Genomic DNA, 17,603 nt, shown 5'->3' on the forward strand with positions numbered 1-17,603 from the left:
CCGTGGCTTTTGTACAACTCGCCGATGGCGAACTGCATTACCAACTGGACGGTCCGGTCGACGCGCCGGTATTGGTGCTGTCCAACTCGTTGGGCACCGACCTGCATATGTGGGACATCCAGATCCCGGCGTTCACCGAGCATTTTCGCGTGCTGCGCGTGGATACCCGTGGCCATGGCAAATCCCTGGTCACCGAGGGGCCTTACAGCATCGAGCAATTGGGCCGCGACGTGATCGCGCTCTTGGATGCGTTGCAGATCCCGCGTGCGCATTTTTGCGGGCTGTCCATGGGCGGCTTGATCGGCCAGTGGCTGGGTGTCCACGCCGGTGAGCGCCTGCAGCGGCTGGTGGTGTGCAACACCGCCGCCAAGATCGGCACGCCAGAGATCTGGAACCCGCGTATCGAGATGGTCCTGCGCGATGGCGCGGCGGCGATGGTGGCGTTGCGCGATGCGTCGATAGCGCGCTGGTTTACCGCCGATTTTGCCGCAGCCAACCCGCACCAGGCCCGGCAGATTACCGACATGCTCGCCGCCACATCGCCCCAAGGGTACGCCGCCAACTGCGCCGCCGTGCGGGACGCGGACTTTCGTGCGCAATTGGCCTCGATCAAAGTGCCGACCCTGGTCATTGCCGGCACCGAAGACGCAGTCACACCGCCTGAAGGCAGCCACTTTATCCAGAACCATGTACAGGGTGCCGAATACGCCGAGTTCTATGCGGCGCACCTGTCCAATGTGCAGGCCGGTGCTGCGTTCAGTGATCGGGTGATCGAATTTTTGCTGGCCCGCTGAGGAGCTTTTTCGTGGACGAGACACAACGTTATGCCGAAGGCCTGCAGGTGCGCCGCGAAGTGCTGGGCGATGCCCATGTCGACCGCAGCCTCAATGCCCTGACCGAGTTCAACAGCGAGTTCCAGGAAATGATCACCCGCCACGCCTGGGGTGATATCTGGACCCGTCCGGGCTTGCCCCGGCACACGCGCAGCCTGATCACCATTGCGATGTTGATCGGCATGAACCGCACGGACGAGCTGAAGCTGCACCTGCGCGCTGCCGCCAGCAATGGGGTGACCCGTGCCGAGATCAAGGAGGTGCTGATGCAAAGTGCGATCTACTGCGGGATCCCGGCGGCGAATGCGACGTTTCACTTGGCCGAATCGGTGTGGGATGAGTTGGGTGTGGAGTCGCGCCAGCAATCCTGATCCTGAAACATAGTCAAATGGGGGAGGGGGCTTGCCCCCTCCCACATTGGATCTTCATATGGCTTAAGAGTCAGTGCGAATCGGCATCCCACACCCAATTCCACACCCCCGGCAGGTGCACCGGCTCGCTCACATCCTTGACCGACCTGGCCAGCGCCGCGCGTTCCAGCGCATCACGGTCGGTATAAAACGGTTGTGCGGCGGTCTTGAACCCGGTGATCTGCGCGCTATCGAGCAATATCTGCAAGTACTCCTGCATATGCCGCGCCGTGTAGCGGTTGATGTCGTGGAAGGTCACCACCACCGGGATCACCCCATCCACGGTCGGCAATTCCCCCAGGGCAATACGTTCGCGTACCACTGACAACTGCCGGTTCAGGTTGGCGCGACGACGGGGGCTGGCGTTGAACCCCCAGATCTTGCCGTCATTGGCGCTCAGGTCGGTGAGCAATACCTGCATGCCATGGCGTTGGTAGGCGGCAAAGGTGCGCCGGTCGTAGTTCCAGAACGGTGGGCGCACCAGCCGCGGCGGTGCGCCGGTGATTGCGGCGATGTCGCTGGCGCCCTGGGTGAGGGTGCTTTCCAGCTCGGCGTTGTTCAGCCAGCGGTGGTTGGTATGAAAGCCGGTTGCGGTATGAAAGGCCAGGATATGGCCGCCCGCGTATTCACGCTCCATGGTCTTGCGACCCCGTGAGCTACCGCCCGAGCGGGCCGCTTCGGTCTGCAGGAAGAACACCGCCTTGATCCCCGGCAGGATCGGGTTGTGCGCCAGGTCAGCCACCACCGATCGGCTCGGGTTGTTGTAGCCCGAGGCGCTGGGGCCGTCATCGAAGGTCAGCAGGAAGCGGATCGGCGCCTGGGTTTGCAGGCGCTGTTCGGTCTGCGGTGTCAGGGCGATGGGCGCGCCGATGCAGCCGCCCAGGCTCAGGGCCAGGGCAAGCAGCAGGGACGCAGGGGCGAAGGATTTCATGGTGTGGGCCGGGCTCGTCTGGAGGCCGCTGCTGATTGAGCTCAGCAGCGGCAGGCGCGCACCATACAGCAAGGTCGATGACGGTTTACAGCAGGCTGATCGGGTAACTGACGATCAGCCGGTTTTCATCGAATTCATTGTTGCTGTAGTCCCGGCGCATGCTGGAGTTGCGCCAGCGCAGGGTCAGGTCCCGCAGCGCGCCGCTTTGCACGGTGTAGCCCAGCTCACTCTCGCGGCCCCACTCCTTGCCGTCGGTGATCGTGCCGGTGTGCACGTTGCTGCCGCTGATATAGCGGTTCATCAGGGTCAGGCCCGGCACGCCGAGGGCGGCGAAGTTGTAGTCGTGGCGCACCTGCCAGGATTTTTCCTGGGCGTTGTCGTAGCTTGCGTTATAGCTGTCGTTGGCCAGGGTGCCGCCGCTGGTGCCGTTGACGCGCATCCAGGCGTTGTTGCCGGTGAGTTTTTGCAGGCCCACATAGAAGGTGTTGCCGCCGTACTTGGCCGAGAACAGGCCGGACCAGGTTTTGTTGTCCAACTCACCGGCGCGGGCACTGCCGTCATCCTTGCCGTAGAAAAACCCGAGGTTGGCCCCCAGGGTCCAGGCGCCCAGGGGCTGACTGTGGATCAGGTTGACGTACTGCTGGCGATAGATGTCCTTGAGCTGGGCGTTCCACAGGCCGACCTGGGTACGCTTGTCGTTGAACGCATACTCCCCGCCCTGGAAGTTGAAACGGTCGGAGGTGAACGCGGTTTTACCGGTCATCGACATATCAGTCATGCTGCTGTCGTCACGCGGGCTGTTGGCGCGGAACTGGCCGCCGTACAGGGTCAGGCCGGCGATCTCCTTCGACGTGATCTGCCCGCCGCGCAGGGTTTGCGGCAGGGAGCGGCCGTCATCCGAGCGCAGGATCGGCAGCACCGGCATCCATTCGCCCACCTTCACTTCTGTCTTCGAGATGCGTGCCTTGAATGCCACGCCCAGACGCCCAAACTCAGCCGCCGGACGGCCGTCATGGTCCAGTGGCAACAACTGGGTGCCACCGCTGCCGCGTCCGCCATCGAGCTTGACCGAGTACATGCCCAGCACATCCACGCCAAAACCCACGGTGCCCTGGGTAAAACCGGACTTGGCGTCGAGGATGAAACTCTGCGTCCACTCCTGCGCGCCGCCCTGGGTCTTGGTGGGGTTGGTGTAGTTACGGTTGAAGAAGAAGTTACGCAGGTTGAGGTTGGCGCTGGCGTCTTCGACAAAGCCGCGTTCTTCGCCAGCAACGGGCAGGGCAAGACTGGCGACAGCGGTTGCCAGCAAAAGCCGGCGCGGGTGGAAAGTGCTCATGGCGTTAGGACCTGTTGTTATTGGGGTTATGCAGGTGTGGGCCATGGTGCGCGGCGGTACGGGAGCGCTTCAATCGGGGGGTGGCGGGTTTTGGGCGATGATCGAACGCAAAGTGCCGGGCATTAAGGCCCGGCATTTTGGGTTATGACTTGGGCGGATCGAAGTGGGTCCAGGGCACCGCCGGCAAGTAATGCTGTGCGGCAATGATTACCGCCACCATCACCGCCAGGAACGCGGCTTGTAGCGGGCTCCAGAACGCCCAGTGCAAACCGTTCAGCCACGGGTAGCCTTGGCTGAATTTATGGCTGATGTGGCCGATGCGTTTTTTGTGCAGCAGGTTGATTGCCAGTGCACCGGCATAGGTGACCATGCCCAGCACTCCCAGCATCAGCCCGCAGGTCACCAGCATGAGCGCCTGGGGCACGCCGTGGCGGATCACCAGCCAATACTTGTTGGGGTTCAGGCGTTTGGGGATCAGGTACTGGCTCAGCCACAGGTCGGGTACCCGGTAGTTTGAGCTCATGCTGGCCCAGAACTGGGTAACGCGAAACGCCACGCCAGCGGGGACGAACGCCATCAGCATGAACAGAAGGGTCGACTGCATGTCGAGCTTTGCGGTCGTATTGAGTAGGCTCAAGCCGATGCCCAGCGCGAACACCCCCCACACGCGAATGAACACCTGGGTGTAGATCGGTCGCGGGACAAATTTGCGCCAGAAAAACGCATCGCTTTGCGGGAGGCGTTCAAGCAGCTGCGGGTAGCGCCAGGTCAAGACTTCGCCAAGGTGCTGGCAAGCGCTCCACTCGTTTTGGCCAAAGCCGTCGATCATGCGCTTTTGCTGGCTGGCCGACATCGGCGTGAGCAACAGGCGCGCGGCCTGGGCATCGGCAGGCGGATGACGGGTCTCTTGGGCCTTGTCTTGCAGGTTGGCGAAAAAGCTTTCCTGCTCGCAGCGCGATACCAGTTCGCGCCACATCCAGGCCGGTTCCGGGAACACGCCTTTCTGGTCGTCCCAGCCGAAGGCGTTGCACACGCGCTCGAACAGCGGCACGCTCCAGGTGGTTTCGTGAAGCAGTTGCAGCACCATACGCTGCCACTGCTGCTGCAGGTCGAATACCCGCAGCCAGGGTTGGTTGCTGTACTGCGTCAACTGGCTGATGAACTCACGCTCGGCCTTTTGCTCCAGCAGGTCCTGCAAGGTTTGGCGGTAGACCTGCAGCAACTCGCCGCTCAGTGTGTCGTGCTGCCAAGGGGTCATGGCGACCTGTTGCCAGGGCGTCAGCCATTCCAGGTGCTGTACGGCCCAACGGGCAATGTCAGCACGCTCTTGCGGGTGATCGAAACAATGGCGCAACAGGCCCGCCTGGAAGGCGTCGGTGCAGTCCTGTTGGATGGCCTGGCCCCAGCGTTCCTGGAAGTTGTCGGCAGTGAGCCCACTGAGCAGGGCTTGTGCAGGGTTGGCCTTGGGCGCTTCGACAGCAGCCGGGTGCAGGGCGCTTACGTCCATCAACTCGGCGAGGTCGTTGAGGTTGCCATAGGCCTGTTCGGCCACGGGGGCTTGAACGGTGGTGGTCTCGTCTTCTTCCCAGTCGGCCCGCCAGCGTGAATAGGCCAGCGCTTCTTCATAGGCTTCGCGCAGGCGCTGGAAGCCTTCGGCGTCGTCGTCCGGGCGGCAGCTTTTGAGCAGTCGCGCGTAGGTGCGCTTGATCGTGCGCTCGTCCGCGTCTTCCGGCAGTTGCAGTACGGTCCAGCAATCCATGTGGTTTTCCCTTAGCGCCAGAACCCGTTGTCGAGCTGCTCAAGTTGACGGGTCAATTCGCTGCGGGCGTCGCGGATGCGGCGTTCGTCCTGGGTGTCGAGTACCTGCTGGAACTGCCCGGCCCAGTGGCCAAGTTGCTCGCGCAGTTCGCCCAGGCTTTCCTGGTAGAGCCGTTCGAGGCGCGCGGTGAGCACGGTATTGACCTGCTGGTCGCGGGGGTGAACCTTCAATTGGGCCAGGGCTTGCAGGCGTTGCTGGATCTCGTCCGGGCTGAGCACTCCGGGGTTGTTCTCGATCACCAGCGAATGTTGCTCGCCGGTCAGCGGGATACTCACCTGGGCTTCCAGCAGGCCGTTGTTGTCGTAGGTAAAGCGCACATCCAGCGAGACTTCACCGGCCTTGCGCTTGGGCACGGCGATGTCCAGTTGGCCCAGTTCGATGTTGTCTCTGACCAGGCGGCTTTCGCCTTGGTAGATCTTGAGCAGCACCTGGCTCTGATTGTCGTGCAGGGTGACCACGCTCTTGACCCGGCTGACCGGCACGCTGCTGTTGCGTTCGATCAACGGCAGGTAGTGGCCGCTTTCGATATGGCCGCCGTACTGGTTAGAGGTTTCGATGCCCAGGGTGTAGGGGCACACGTCGGTCAGCACCACTTCTTCCAGCGCCGCCGAACGGGCCTTGAGCGCGGCCTGGATCGCGGCGCCATGAGCAACCACCTGGTCCGGGTCGAGGCTGATGGACGGGAAGCGGCCGAACAAACCGGCGGCCAGTTTACGCACCAGCGGCATGCGCGTGGTGCCGCCCACCAGCAGGATTTCATCCAGGTCGCCGACGCGAATCCGCGCATCGCGCAGGGCGCGTTCGATGGGCGCGCGCAGGCGTTCGAGCAGTGGGGTGTAGAGCTTGGCCAGTTCCTGCTGGGTGATGGTTTTGACCCATTGCTGGCCGTCCACCCGCAGGGCGAACTCGGCACTGTCGTCCTGGCCCAGGGCCTTGCGCACGCGCTCGGCTTCGCGGCGCAGGGCTTGCAGCACGCTGCTGGTGGGCGGGAAGCCCTCGGCATTGCGCTGGCTGTCGACGAAGTGTTCCAGCAGCAGGGTGTCGAAGTCTTCGCCGCCGAGGAAGTTGTCGCCGGCGCTGGCGCGAACTTCCATCACCCCGTCGAACAGCTCGATGATCGACACGTCGAAGGTGCCGCCACCGAGGTCGAACACCAGGAACGAGGTTTCTTTATCACGCTGATGCAGGCCGTAGGCGAGGGCGGCAGCGGTGGGTTCGTTGATCAGTTTGTCGACATTGAGCCCGGCCAGTTCACCGGCAATGCGCGTGGCCTTGCGTTGGCCGTCGCTGAAATAGGCGGGCACGCTGATCACGGCTTCGGTGACGGTATGGCCGTAGGTGCGTTCGATGTCTTCCTTGAGGCTTTTGAGCACCAGCGCAGAAAGCTCTTCCGGGCGGAAGGACTTATCGCCCAAGCGCACTTCGGTGGCGCTGCCCATGTAGCGCTTGAACAGCGAGGTGGTCAGGTGCGGGTGGGTGTGCAGGCGCTCCTTGGCGGCCTGGCCGACCAGGATGCGGCCTTGGTCATCCAGGCCAACCACGCTTGGGGTCAGCAACTGCCCAAGGGCATTGGGCACTAATTCGGCGGCATCACCGCGCCAGACGGCTGCGAGACTGTTGGTGGTCCCCAGGTCGATTCCTACGATCATTACGACAAGCTCCCTCTAAGGTCTGTAAGAATCTGTGACCAATTTTATCCTGAAAGGTTGAGCCAAATGCAAGGCGACAGGTTTATAGCGGGGCTTATCACAGATCCAATGTGGGAGGGGGCTTGCTCCCGATGGCAGTGTGTCAGCTAACGATGTGCTTACTGATACTCCGCCATCGGGAGCAAGCCCCCTCCCACATTTGGTCAGCAGTGTTCAGGAAATAGGGCACAAAAAAACCGCTTCCGGTGAGGGAAGCGGTTTTAGTTATCACGACACTGCTTTTTACAACAGCATCAGAACAACTTCAGCGCCGGTGCTTCTTCTTTCAACGGCTCGTTCTTCGCCGTTTGCTCGCTCCAACCACCGCCGAGGGCCTTGTACAGGTTGACCTCGCTGGTGAGCTGCGCCAGGCGGTCGGTGATCAGCGATTGCTGGGCACTGAACAGTTGGCGCTGGGCGTCGAGGAAGGTCAGGTTGCTGTCCACGCCAATGCGGTAGCGACGCTCGGCCAGGCGGTAGTAATCCTGGTTGGCGGCGACGAAACCACGTTGGGCTTCCAGTTGCTGCTTGTAGGTCTCACGCGCGGCGAGGCCGTCGGAGACTTCCTGGAAGCCGGTCTGGATGGCCTTTTCGTAGGTCGCCACGTTGATCTCTTTCTGGATCTTCGCGTAGTCCAGGCTGGCGCGCAGGCTGCCGGCGTTGAAGATCGGGATGTTGATCTGCGGCGCGAACGACCAGGTGCCGGAGCCGCCTTTGAACAGGCCGCCCAGGTCCGGGCTCAGGGTACCGGCATTGGCCGTCAGGCTGATGCTCGGGAAGAACGCTGCACGTGCGGCACCGATATTGGCGTTGGCCGCCTTGAGGTTGTACTCGGCCTGCATGATGTCGGGACGACGTTGCAGCAGGTCCGACGGCAAGCCGGCGGGTACTTCGCTGAGCAGGTCATCCGACAGTGGCTTGCTGGCGATATTCGCCGGCAGGCCGGTGCCCAGCAGCAGGGTCAGGCTGTTTTCGTCCTGGGCCACCTGGCGGGTGTAGCGCGCGAGGGCGACCCGGGCGTTTTCCACCGAGGTACGCGCCTGGCTGAGGTCGAGGGCCGAGGCCACGCCGACTTCGTTGCTGCGCGAGGTGAGCTTGAAGCTCTGCTCGTACGCGCCCAGGGTGTCCTGGGTGAGCTTGAGCAGTTCTTTGTCGGCCTGCCAGGTCACGTAGGCGGTGGCCACGTTGGCCACCAGGCTGATCTGGGTACTGCGCCGGGCTTCTTCGGTGGCGAAGTATTGTTGCAACGCTTGTTCACTCAGGCTGCGCACGCGACCGAACAGGTCCAGCTCATATGCGCTGATCCCGAGGGTTGCCGAATACGAGCTGGTGATCCCGGCTTCACCGGTCTGCGAAGCACGGGCCGGCACACGCTGGCGGCTGCCGCTGCCCGTGGCCGAGACGGCCGGGAACAGGTCAGCGCGCTGGATGCGGTACTGCGCGGCATAGGCGTCGATGTTCAGGGCCGCGACACGCAGGTCGCGGTTGTTCACCAGCGCAGTCTGGATCAGCTGTTGCAGGGCAGGGTCATGGAAAAACTGCTTCCAGCCCTGCTCGACGGCCGCCTGGCTCGGCGCCTGGTCCGACGAATACGCCGGCCCCTGCGGGAACTGTGCGGCCACCGGCGCCTCAGGGCGCTGATAGTCAGGTATCAGCGAGCAGCCACTGAGCACGAATGCCGTGACGGCCAAGGAAAGGAGCGACTTGCTCATAGGCCAGCCTCTTTAGGAGTTTCAGTAGTGTCAGTCTTTTTACGTTCGCCCGCGGCGGACACGGTTGCAAAGAACAGTGGCACCCAGAAGATCGCCAAGACAGTGGCGGTGATCATACCGCCAATTACGCCAGTACCAATTGCGTGTTGGCTGCCGGAACCGGCGCCGGTGGAGATCGCCAGCGGCAGTACCCCGAGGACGAACGCCATGGAGGTCATGATGATCGGGCGCAGACGCATCCGGGAGGCCTCGATGGCCGACTCGACGATGCCCTTGCCTTGTTCATGCAGCTCCTTGGCGAACTCCACGATAAGAATGGCGTTTTTCGCCGCCAGGCCCACCGTCACCAACAGGCCTACCTGGAAGAACACGTCGTTGGACAGCCCGCGCAGGCTGGTGGCCATCAACGCACCGACCACGCCCAGTGGTACTACCAGCAGTACGGCAATCGGGATCGACCAACTTTCGTACAGGGCCGCCAGGCAGAGGAACACCACCAACAGCGACAGGGCGTACAGCGCAGGTGCCTGGGAGCCCGACAGGCGTTCTTCGTACGACAGGCCGGTCCAGGCATAGCCGACACCCGCCGGCAATTCCTTGGCAATACGTTCGACTTCGGCCATGGCATCACCGGTACTGTAGCCAGGGGCCGGGGTACCGAGGATTTCCATCGCCGCTACACCGTTATAGCGCGAGAGTTTCGGCGAACCGAAGATCCACTTGCCCGAGGAAATGGCCGACATTGGCACCATCTTCCCGGAGTCGCTGCGCACGTACCACTTGTCCAGGTCTTCCGGGGACATACGGCCTGCGGCCTCGCCCTGTACGTACACCTTCTTCACCCGACCACGGTCGATGAAGTCGTTGACGTAGCTGCCACCCAAGGCAATCGCCAGGGTCTGGTTGATGCTCGACAAGGTAATGCCCTGGGCACTGGCCTTCTCGTCGTCGACGGTGAGCTCGTACTGCGGCTCATCGTTCACACCGTTGGGACGTACGCCCGCGAGGATCTTGCTTTGAGCGGCCGCACCCAGGAACTGGTTGCGCGCTTCCATCAGCTTCTCGTGGCCGACGCCGCCCTGGTCTTGCAGGAACACGTCGAAACCGGTGGCGTTACCCAATTCCAGAACCGAAGGCGGCACGATGGCAAATACCATGGCGTCCTTGAAGGCCCCGAAGAAGTAACCCTGGGCACGCTTGGCCACTTCGAATACCGACATGCTCGAATCGCGTTCATCCCATGGCTTGAGCATCACGAATGCCAGGCCCGAACTCTGGCCACGGCCGGCGAAGTTGAAGCCGTTGACGGTAAATACCGATTTCACGGCCTTGCCTTCGCCAGGCTCGCCTTCCTTGTCGTTGAGCAGGAAGGCACGCATGTCGTCGATGACTTTTTGCGTACGTTCAGCCGACGAACCGACTGGGGTCTGGACCTGGGCAAAGATCACGCCCTGGTCTTCTTCAGGCAGGAATGCGCTTGGAATACGGGTGAACAGCCAGATCATGCCGACCACGACCAGCAGGTACACGAAGAAGGCAGGAAACTTGTGCTTGATCATGTTGCCCACACCGCGCTCGTAGCTGACAACGCCACGGTCGAAGGTGCGGTTGAACCAGCCGAAGAAACCACGCTTGGGTTGGCCGTGCTTTTCCGGGTCGATCGGCTTGAGCATGGTGGCGCACAAGGCCGGGGTGAAGATCAGGGCAACCAGTACCGACAACGCCATGGCCGAAACGATGGTGATGGAGAACTGTTTGTAGATCACACCGGTGGAGCCGCCGAAGAACGCCATTGGCAGCAATACCGCCGACAGCACCAGGGCGATACCCACCAGGGCGCCCTGGATCTGGCCCATGGATTTGACCGTCGCCTCTTTAGGCGACAGGTGTTCCTCGGCCATCACCCGCTCGACGTTTTCCACCACGACGATGGCGTCGTCCACCAGCAAGCCGATGGCCAGGATCATGCCGAACATGGTCAGGGTGTTGATGGTGAAGCCGAACGCCGCGAGGATCCCGAAGGTACCCAGCAATACCACTGGTACGGTCATGGTGGTGATGATGGTGGCGCGGAAGTTCTGCAGAAACAGGAACATCACCAGGAACACCAGCACGATCGCTTCGACCAGGGTGTGGACCACACCGGAGATCGATTCGGTCACCACTGGGGTGGTGTCATACGGCACCACTGCCTTCATGCCTGGCGGGAAGAACGGTTCCAGGGACGCCACGGTGGCGCGGATGGCCTTGGCGGTGTCCAGGGCGTTGGCGCCCGATGCCAGCTTGATCGCCATACCGGAGGCCGGCTTGCCGTTGAACTGAGCACTGATGCTGTAGTTCTGGCCGCCCAGTTCGATGCGCGCGATGTCACGCAGGCGAACCTGCGAGCCGTCGGCGTTCACTTTCATGAGGATCTTGCCGAACTCTTCGGCGGTTTGCAGACGGGTCTTGCCGATGATGGTGGCGTTCAGCTGGGTGCCGGGCAGGGCAGGCAGGCCGCCCAATTGACCGGTGGCTACCTGGACGTTCTGGGCGGCGATGGCGGTGCTGACGTCGACCGGGGTCAACTGGTAGTTGTTCAGCTTGGCCGGGTCGAGCCAGATACGCATGGCGTACTGCGAACCGAACACCTGGAAGTCACCCACGCCCGCAGTACGCGAGATCGGGTCCTGGATGTTGGACACGATGTAGTTGGACAGGTCGTCCTTGGTCATGCTGCCGTCTTCCGACACCAGACCGATCACCATCAGGAAGTTCTTCACCGACTTGGTCACGCGGATACCCTGCTGCTGCACTTCTTGCGGCAGCAGTGGGGTCGCCAGGTTCAGCTTGTTCTGCACTTGAACCTGGGCGATGTCCGGGTTGGTACCCTGGTTGAACGTCGCGGTGATAGTCATGCTGCCGTCGGAGTTACTGTCCGAGGCGACATAGCGCAGGTTGTCGATACCGTTGAGCTGTTGCTCGATGACCTGCACCACGGTGTCCTGCACGGTTTGTGCAGACGCGCCTGGGTAGGTCACCTGGATGTCGATGGCGGTTGGCGCAATGGCCGGGTATTGGTTGATGGGCAACTTCAGGATCGACAGTGCCCCGACCAGCATGATCACCAGGGCAATTACCCAGGCGAAAATGGGACGGTCGATAAAAAATTTCGACATGGGTTACTCCCCCTGGCCAGCAGCGGCGGCAGGAGCGGGAGCGGAACCTGCAGGCTTGGCGTTGTCGGCGTCCTTGACCTGGACCTCGATGCCCGGCTTGATGAATTGCAGGCCTTCGGTGATCACGCGGTCACCGGCATTCAGGCCTTTTTCCACCAGCCAGTAGGCGCCGGAAGTGCGGTTGGCCACCAGTTGACGCTGCTCGACCTTGTTGTCCTTGTTCACCACCATGGCGGTCGGGATACCTTTGATATCGCGGGTCACGCCTTGCTGGGGTGCCAGGATGGCCTTGCTGTTCACACCGGCTTGCAGCTGGGCGTGGACGAACATGCCAGGCAGCAGGGTGTGGTCAGGGTTGGGGAACACGGCACGCAGGGTCACGGAGCCGGTGGTCTGGTCAACCGAGACTTCGGAGAACTCCAGTTTGCCTTCCTGGCCGTAGTCGCTGCCATCTTCCAGGGTCAGCTTGACCTTGGCGGCATTGGCGCCGGCTTTTTCCAACTGGCCGCTTTCCAGGTCACGGCGCAGCTTCAGCATTTCGGCCGAGGACTGCGTAACGTCGACGTAGATCGGGTCCAGTTGCTGGATCACGGCCATGGAGTCGGTCTGGCCATTGCTGACCAGCGCGCCTTCGGTCACCGAAGAACGGCCGATACGCCCGGAGATCGGCGCGTACACCTTGGTGTAGCGCACGTTGATCTGGGCGGTTTGAACGTTTGCTTCGGCGGTCATGCGGTTGGCGACAGCGGTGTCGTATTCCTGGCGGCTGACGGCCTGTTCATCGACCAACTGCTTGTAGCGGTCGGAGATGGACTTGGTCTGGGTCAGGCTGGCCTGTGCGCTTTTAAGGGTGGCGTCATACACCGACGGGTCGATCTGGTAGAGCTGTTGCCCTTCCTTCACGTCGCCGCCTTCCTTGAACAGGCGCTTGAGAATGATGCCGTTGACCTGAGGACGCACTTCCGCGATGCGAAAGGCCGTGGTGCGGCCTGGCAATTCGGAGGTCAGGGTAAAGGCTTGAGGTTGAATGGTGACCACGCCGACCTGAGGGGTTTGAGCGGGCGGAGCCGCTTCTTCCTTTTTACATCCGCTGAGCAGCGATGCCAGGGCGACGGCAGTGACCAGAGCGGTAACAGCTGGCTTAAGTTGCATGAAGATCCTCGGGTCAGGCGCGCAGGGTGCGCACAAGAAGGGTGGAAGGTTTAAAAAATAAACGGCATGTAGATAAGTAGCTTGCTACGCAATATACTTACGTTCATGGTTGTTTGTAAACTCTTGACAGGTTTCGCGAAATGTTGACAAAGCAACGTCCGAAGCCTCGATTCCATTACGTTCGGCACCCATGACGGTGTCGTCCCACAAAATATTCAGATGATCGTCTACCGCTGTTAATTCTGCGTTAACGGTAGTCTCTAGAGTCCTGATTGAGGTTTTACTGCCATGGTTCGTCGCACCAAAGAGGAAGCTCAGGAAACGCGCAGCCAAATTCTCGACGCCGCCGAGCAGGCCTTTTATGAGCGCGGCGTGGCGCGTACCACGCTGGCGGACATCGCCGCGCTGGCCGGCGTGACGCGGGGCGCCATTTACTGGCATTTCAGTAACAAGTCCGACCTGCTCCAGGCATTGCTCGACACCCTGCATGAGCCGCTGGACGATCTGGCGCGCGCCAGTGAAAGCGAGGATGAACTCGACCCGCTGGGCTGCATGCGCAAGCTGCTGATTCGTTTGTTCCATCAAGTGGCCCTTGACCCGAAAACCCGGCGAATCAATGAGATTTTGTTTCATAAGTGCGAGTTCACCGATGAAATGTGCGACATGCGTCGCCAACGCCAGACCCATACGCTGGAATGCAACCTGCGCATCGGCCTGACACTGCGCAACGCGGTTCATCGCGGGCAACTTCCGGAAAACCTCGACACTTCACGTGCCGCAGTGTGCATTCATGCCTACATCAACGGGCTGGTGGGCCAATGGCTGCTAATACCCGACAGCTTCCAGTTGCACCAGCAAGCGCAGTGTTGGGTTGATGCAGGGCTGGACATGCTGCGCCTGAGCCCTAGCCTGCGCAATTAACACAAAATGCGTAATTGCATCAGGTTGTGTCAACAGTTAAGCCTAAGGAGGGTCAATCGTCCTTCCGGCTTATTTGTGGGGTGACTTTATATACTGGCGAGTGGCCGGTTGATAGGTAGCCGGCTAAGTATTTTGTAGGGGTTTTGTTGCAGGGGTGTGAAGGAGTGTTGCTCTTCTGGTCTGCACAGATCCAAATGTGGGAGGGGGCTTGCTCCCGATAGCGGTGTGTCAGTCAATACATGTGCTGACTGAACCACCGCTATCGGGAGCAAGCCCCCTCCCACATTGGATCACTGTACTACTTCAGATAGGCGATCAGATCGCCAAAGTTGGATAGTCGATGTAACCCACCGGCCCCCTGCTATAGAACGTATCCGGACGCGGCTCATTCAGAGGCGCATCCGCCTTCAAGCGCGCCGGCAGATCCGGGTTGGCAATAAACGGCACACCCCAGGCCACTGCATCCGCTTTACCGCCAGCCAGCCACGCATTGGCGCTGTCTTTGGTAAAGCGCTCGTTGGCGATGTACACGCCCCCGAAGGCTTTCTTCAATTGCGGGCCCAGGCTGTCAGCGCCTTCCTTCTCACGGGAGCAGATAAACGCAATGCCACGCTTGCCCAGTTCGCTGGCCACGTAGGTAAAAGTCTCAGCCAGGTTGTCGTCGCCCATGTCGTGGGAGTCGGCACGCGGTGCCAAATGCACACCCACACGGCCCGCGCCCCAGATTTCGATGGCCGCGTCGGTCACTTCCAACAGCAGGCGCGCACGGTTTTCCAGGGAGCCGCCGTAGTTGTCGGTGCGCTTGTTGGTGCTGCTCTGCAGGAACTGGTCGAGCAGGTAGCCGTTGGCGCCGTGGATTTCCACACCGTCAAAACCTGCTGCCTTGGCATTCTCGGCACCGGTGCGGTAGGCGTCGATGATGTCGGCGATTTCAGCGGTTTCCAGGGCGCGCGGGGTGGGGAAGTCGGCGAGTGGGCGCACCAGGCTGACGTGGCCTTTAGGCTGGATCGCACTCGGCGCCACCGGCGTTTCGCCGTTCAGGTAGGACTCATGGGAAATACGGCCCACGTGCCACAGTTGCAAGAAGATCTTGCCGCCCGCGCCGTGAATCGCCTTGGTCACGTTGGCCCAGCCGCGCACCTGGTCGTTGGACCAGATGCCCGGAGTGTCTGGGTAGCCCACGCCCAGCGGCGTCACCGAGGTGGCTTCGCTGAGGATCAGCCCGGCGGAAGCGCGTTGCACGTAGTACTCGGCCATCAGCGCGTTGGGGACGCGGCCTGCATCAGCGCGGCAGCGGGTCAGCGGCGCCATGATGATGCGGTTCGACAGTTCCAGGTCGCCCAGTTTGATCGGATCGAAAATAGTCGTCATGGGAAAACACCTTTGTCTTTGGAAGTGGATCAGTTGGTCGCAGGGGCCAGGTCGGCGTCACCGCCCTGACGGAAAGTAATCAGGGTCACCAGCAGCGCCAGGATCGCCAGGGCACCTGCCGCCAGCGGCACGCTGGTCAGGCCGAAACCGTGGGCAATCACCGTGCCGCCAACCCAGGCACCGAGGGCGTTGCCGATGTTGAAAGCGCCGATGTTCAGGGTGGACACCAGGTTCGGTGCTGCCTTGCCGAACGTCACCACGTTGATCTGCAACGCAGGCACGGCGGCAAATGCAGCAGTGGCCCACAGGAACAGGGTGATTTCGGTCGGGATCAGGGCAACGCTGGTCCAACTGAGCACGGTGGAAATCACCGCCATGCTGATAAATACGCCAATCAAGGTAGCGGCCAGGCGTTTGTCCGCCAGCTTGCCGCCGATGATGTTGCCCAGGGTCAGGCCCAGGCCGATCAGCAGCAGGGTCCAGGTCACGCCTTGTGGCGACACGCCGGTGACATCGCCCAGCAGCGGCGCAACGTAAGTGAAGAGGGTGAACATCGACGCGGAGAACAAGGCGGTCATGGTCAACGACAACCAGATGCCAGCCCCCTTGAGCGCAGCCAGTTCGGCACGCATGTCGAGTTTTTCTTCATCACGCTTGGCCGGCAGGAAGCGGATAAGCCCGATCAGCGCCACCACACCAATGACCGTCACGGCCCAGAAGGTCGAACGCCACCCGGCGGCCTGGCCCAATGCGGTGCCCAGTGGCACGCCGAGCACGTTGGCCAGGGTCAGGCCGGTGAACATCAAGGCCACGGCCGACGCACGCTTGTTGGCGGGCACCAGGTTGGCCGCCACGACAGAACCAATCCCAAAGAACGCACCGTGGCAAAGCGCAGTGACCACACGGGCAAACATCAGCACGTTGTAGTCGCTGGCCAGGGCACAGAGCAGGTTGCCGACAATAAAGATGCCCATCAACGCTACCAGGGCGGCCTTGCGTGGCAGCTTGGCGGTGGCCAGTGCCATGAAGGGCGCGCCGATGGCCACGCCCAGGGCGTAGCCAGTCACCAGCCAACCGGCGCCAGGGATCGACACGCCCAGGTCCGCCGCCACATCGGGCAACAGGCCCATGATGACGAACTCGGTGGTGCCGATGGCGAAGGCGCTGAGGGCCAGTATGAGTAGCGAGAGGGGCATTGGGGTTTCCTTTACAGCGGTGCGCTGAGTTCGGTTATGAGCGCATCGAGGAACGCTTGGATGGTTTCCTCGTTGCGTTTGAAAAAGTGCCACTGCCCGGCCTTCTGGCTGCTGATCAAACCCGCCCGCTGCAACGTGGCCAAGTGGGCCGACACGGTCGACTGGGACAAGCCGCAGCGCTGGTCGATCTGCCCGGCACAGATGCCGTATTCGTGGTTGTGCAGTTGCTCGGGGAATTGCACTTTCGGGTCTTTGAGCCAGTTGAGGATGTCTCGCCGGACTGGGTGCGCCAGGGCTTTTATTATTTCGTCGAGGTCGATGGACATGGCAGGTGCTCAGTGTCGTGAAGTGTTATATCGCGATGAGGCGAACCTTAAATCGTTATATCCCGATATACCAATATGAATTTGATCTGAGTCCAGGCCAAATCGGTATATCGGGTTATAACGATACGTTGACGGCAGTGGTAGACTGCGCGCCATGAATTATCTCGCACATCTGCACCTGGGCGGCCAACTTCCTGCGCAACTGCTGGGCAGCCTCTATGGCGATTTCGTCAAAGGCCGCCTGCAAGGCCAGTACAGCCCGCAAATCGAGGCGGCGATCCAGTTGCATCGCGCCATCGACCGCTACACCGACAGCCACCCGTTGGTGGGGGAGGCGTTGTCGCGCTTCAGCCTCACCCGCAGGCGCTATGCCGGGATCGTCCTGGATGTGTTTTTCGACCACTGCCTGGCGCGGGATTGGGCGTTGTATGCCGACCTGCCCTTGGAGCGCTTTACCTCCCAGGTGTACCGCGTGCTGGCGGCAGAGCCGCAGTTGCCGGGGCGACTGGCGCAGATCGCGCCCTGGATGGCGGCGGATGACTGGCTGGGGTCTTACCGCGAATTTGCGGTGATGGAGCAGGTGTTGCGGGGGATTTCGCGGCGGTTGACCCAACCGCAGGAGTTGGGGTTTGCGATGCAGGAGTTGCGGGAGTTGTATGAGCCGTTGAGTGAAGACTTCCGAATCTTCTACCCCGAACTGCAAGCCTTTGCCCAAACCCAACTGATTACTGAGGTCTAAATGTGGGAGGG

At 61.5% G+C, this 17,603-nt stretch carries 14 protein-coding genes; 4 read left to right on the forward strand and 10 right to left on the reverse strand.

Translation table 11 applies throughout. The annotated features are described in order from the left end of the window. Positions 1–2 precede the first annotated feature (2 nt). Entirely contained in the window at positions 3–794 is a 792-nt protein-coding gene (gene pcaD / locus DYL59_RS04450) for a 3-oxoadipate enol-lactonase (RefSeq protein WP_135288079.1), read from the forward strand. Positions 795–805: 11 nt separating this feature from the next. After that, on the forward strand, positions 806–1,204 hold the full coding sequence (pcaC, locus tag DYL59_RS04455) for a 4-carboxymuconolactone decarboxylase (RefSeq protein ID WP_135288080.1): 399 nt from the start codon (positions 806–808) through the stop codon (positions 1,202–1,204). A 70-nt stretch (positions 1,205–1,274) separates the two neighbouring features. Here the strand turns inward: pcaC and DYL59_RS04460 are convergent, their stop codons facing one another. The 7 genes from DYL59_RS04460 to DYL59_RS04490 all read right to left on the reverse strand — a co-directional run bounded on the left by DYL59_RS04460 (position 1,275) and on the right by DYL59_RS04490 (position 13,039). After that, positions 1,275–2,174, reverse strand: coding sequence for a polysaccharide deacetylase family protein (locus DYL59_RS04460; protein WP_135288081.1), 900 nt, complete (start codon positions 2,172–2,174; stop codon positions 1,275–1,277). 85 nt (positions 2,175–2,259) lie between these two features. Then, on the reverse strand, positions 2,260–3,510 hold the full coding sequence (locus DYL59_RS04465) for an OprD family porin (RefSeq protein ID WP_135288082.1): 1,251 nt from the start codon (positions 3,508–3,510) through the stop codon (positions 2,260–2,262). A gap of 142 nt (positions 3,511–3,652) precedes the next feature. Further along, positions 3,653–5,269, reverse strand: a complete 1,617-nt coding sequence (locus DYL59_RS04470) for a J domain-containing protein (RefSeq protein WP_135288083.1) — start codon at positions 5,267–5,269, stop codon at positions 3,653–3,655. Between the two features lie 11 nt (positions 5,270–5,280). Further along, entirely contained in the window at positions 5,281–6,978 is a 1,698-nt protein-coding gene (locus tag DYL59_RS04475; protein WP_135288084.1) for a molecular chaperone HscC, read from the reverse strand. Between the two features lie 293 nt (positions 6,979–7,271). Continuing rightward, positions 7,272–8,729 carry an AdeC/AdeK/OprM family multidrug efflux complex outer membrane factor gene (adeC, locus tag DYL59_RS04480; RefSeq protein WP_135288085.1) on the reverse strand — a complete coding sequence of 486 codons (1,458 nt, stop codon included), beginning with the start codon at positions 8,727–8,729 and terminating at the stop codon, positions 7,272–7,274. Beyond that, entirely contained in the window at positions 8,726–11,887 is a 3,162-nt protein-coding gene (locus tag DYL59_RS04485) for an efflux RND transporter permease subunit (protein WP_135288086.1), read from the reverse strand. The genes adeC and DYL59_RS04485 overlap by 4 nt, the downstream gene beginning before the upstream one ends. Before the next feature lie 3 nt (positions 11,888–11,890). Continuing rightward, positions 11,891–13,039, reverse strand: coding sequence for an efflux RND transporter periplasmic adaptor subunit (locus tag DYL59_RS04490; protein ID WP_135288087.1), 1,149 nt, complete (start codon positions 13,037–13,039; stop codon positions 11,891–11,893). 288 nt (positions 13,040–13,327) lie between these two features. Here DYL59_RS04490 and DYL59_RS04495 point away from each other — a divergent pair, with 288 nt between their 5' ends. Then, positions 13,328–13,960 carry a TetR family transcriptional regulator gene (locus DYL59_RS04495; protein ID WP_135288088.1) on the forward strand — a complete coding sequence of 211 codons (633 nt, stop codon included), beginning with the start codon at positions 13,328–13,330 and terminating at the stop codon, positions 13,958–13,960. A gap of 315 nt (positions 13,961–14,275) precedes the next feature. Here the strand turns inward: DYL59_RS04495 and DYL59_RS04500 are convergent, their stop codons facing one another. The 3 genes from DYL59_RS04500 to DYL59_RS04510 are packed head-to-tail and all read right to left on the reverse strand — an operon-like array spanning position 14,276 to position 16,853. After that, positions 14,276–15,331 (reverse strand): alkene reductase, encoded by a 1,056-nt coding sequence (locus DYL59_RS04500; protein WP_135288089.1) that lies wholly within the window; start codon positions 15,329–15,331, stop codon positions 14,276–14,278. Between the two features lie 29 nt (positions 15,332–15,360). Beyond that, positions 15,361–16,527, reverse strand: coding sequence for an MFS transporter (locus tag DYL59_RS04505; protein ID WP_135288090.1), 1,167 nt, complete (start codon positions 16,525–16,527; stop codon positions 15,361–15,363). 11 nt (positions 16,528–16,538) lie between these two features. Further along, positions 16,539–16,853, reverse strand: a complete 315-nt coding sequence (locus DYL59_RS04510; RefSeq protein ID WP_017736896.1) for an ArsR/SmtB family transcription factor — start codon at positions 16,851–16,853, stop codon at positions 16,539–16,541. Positions 16,854–17,007: 154 nt separating this feature from the next. Here DYL59_RS04510 and DYL59_RS04515 point away from each other — a divergent pair, with 154 nt between their 5' ends. After that, positions 17,008–17,592 carry an acyl carrier protein phosphodiesterase gene (locus tag DYL59_RS04515; protein WP_135288091.1) on the forward strand — a complete coding sequence of 195 codons (585 nt, stop codon included), beginning with the start codon at positions 17,008–17,010 and terminating at the stop codon, positions 17,590–17,592. The last annotated feature ends 11 nt before the right edge of the window (positions 17,593–17,603 follow it).

Origin of the sequence: Pseudomonas kairouanensis (assembly GCF_004682055.1) — a bacterium.
In the GTDB taxonomy this organism is placed as follows: Bacteria; Pseudomonadota; Gammaproteobacteria; order Pseudomonadales; family Pseudomonadaceae; genus Aquipseudomonas; species Aquipseudomonas kairouanensis.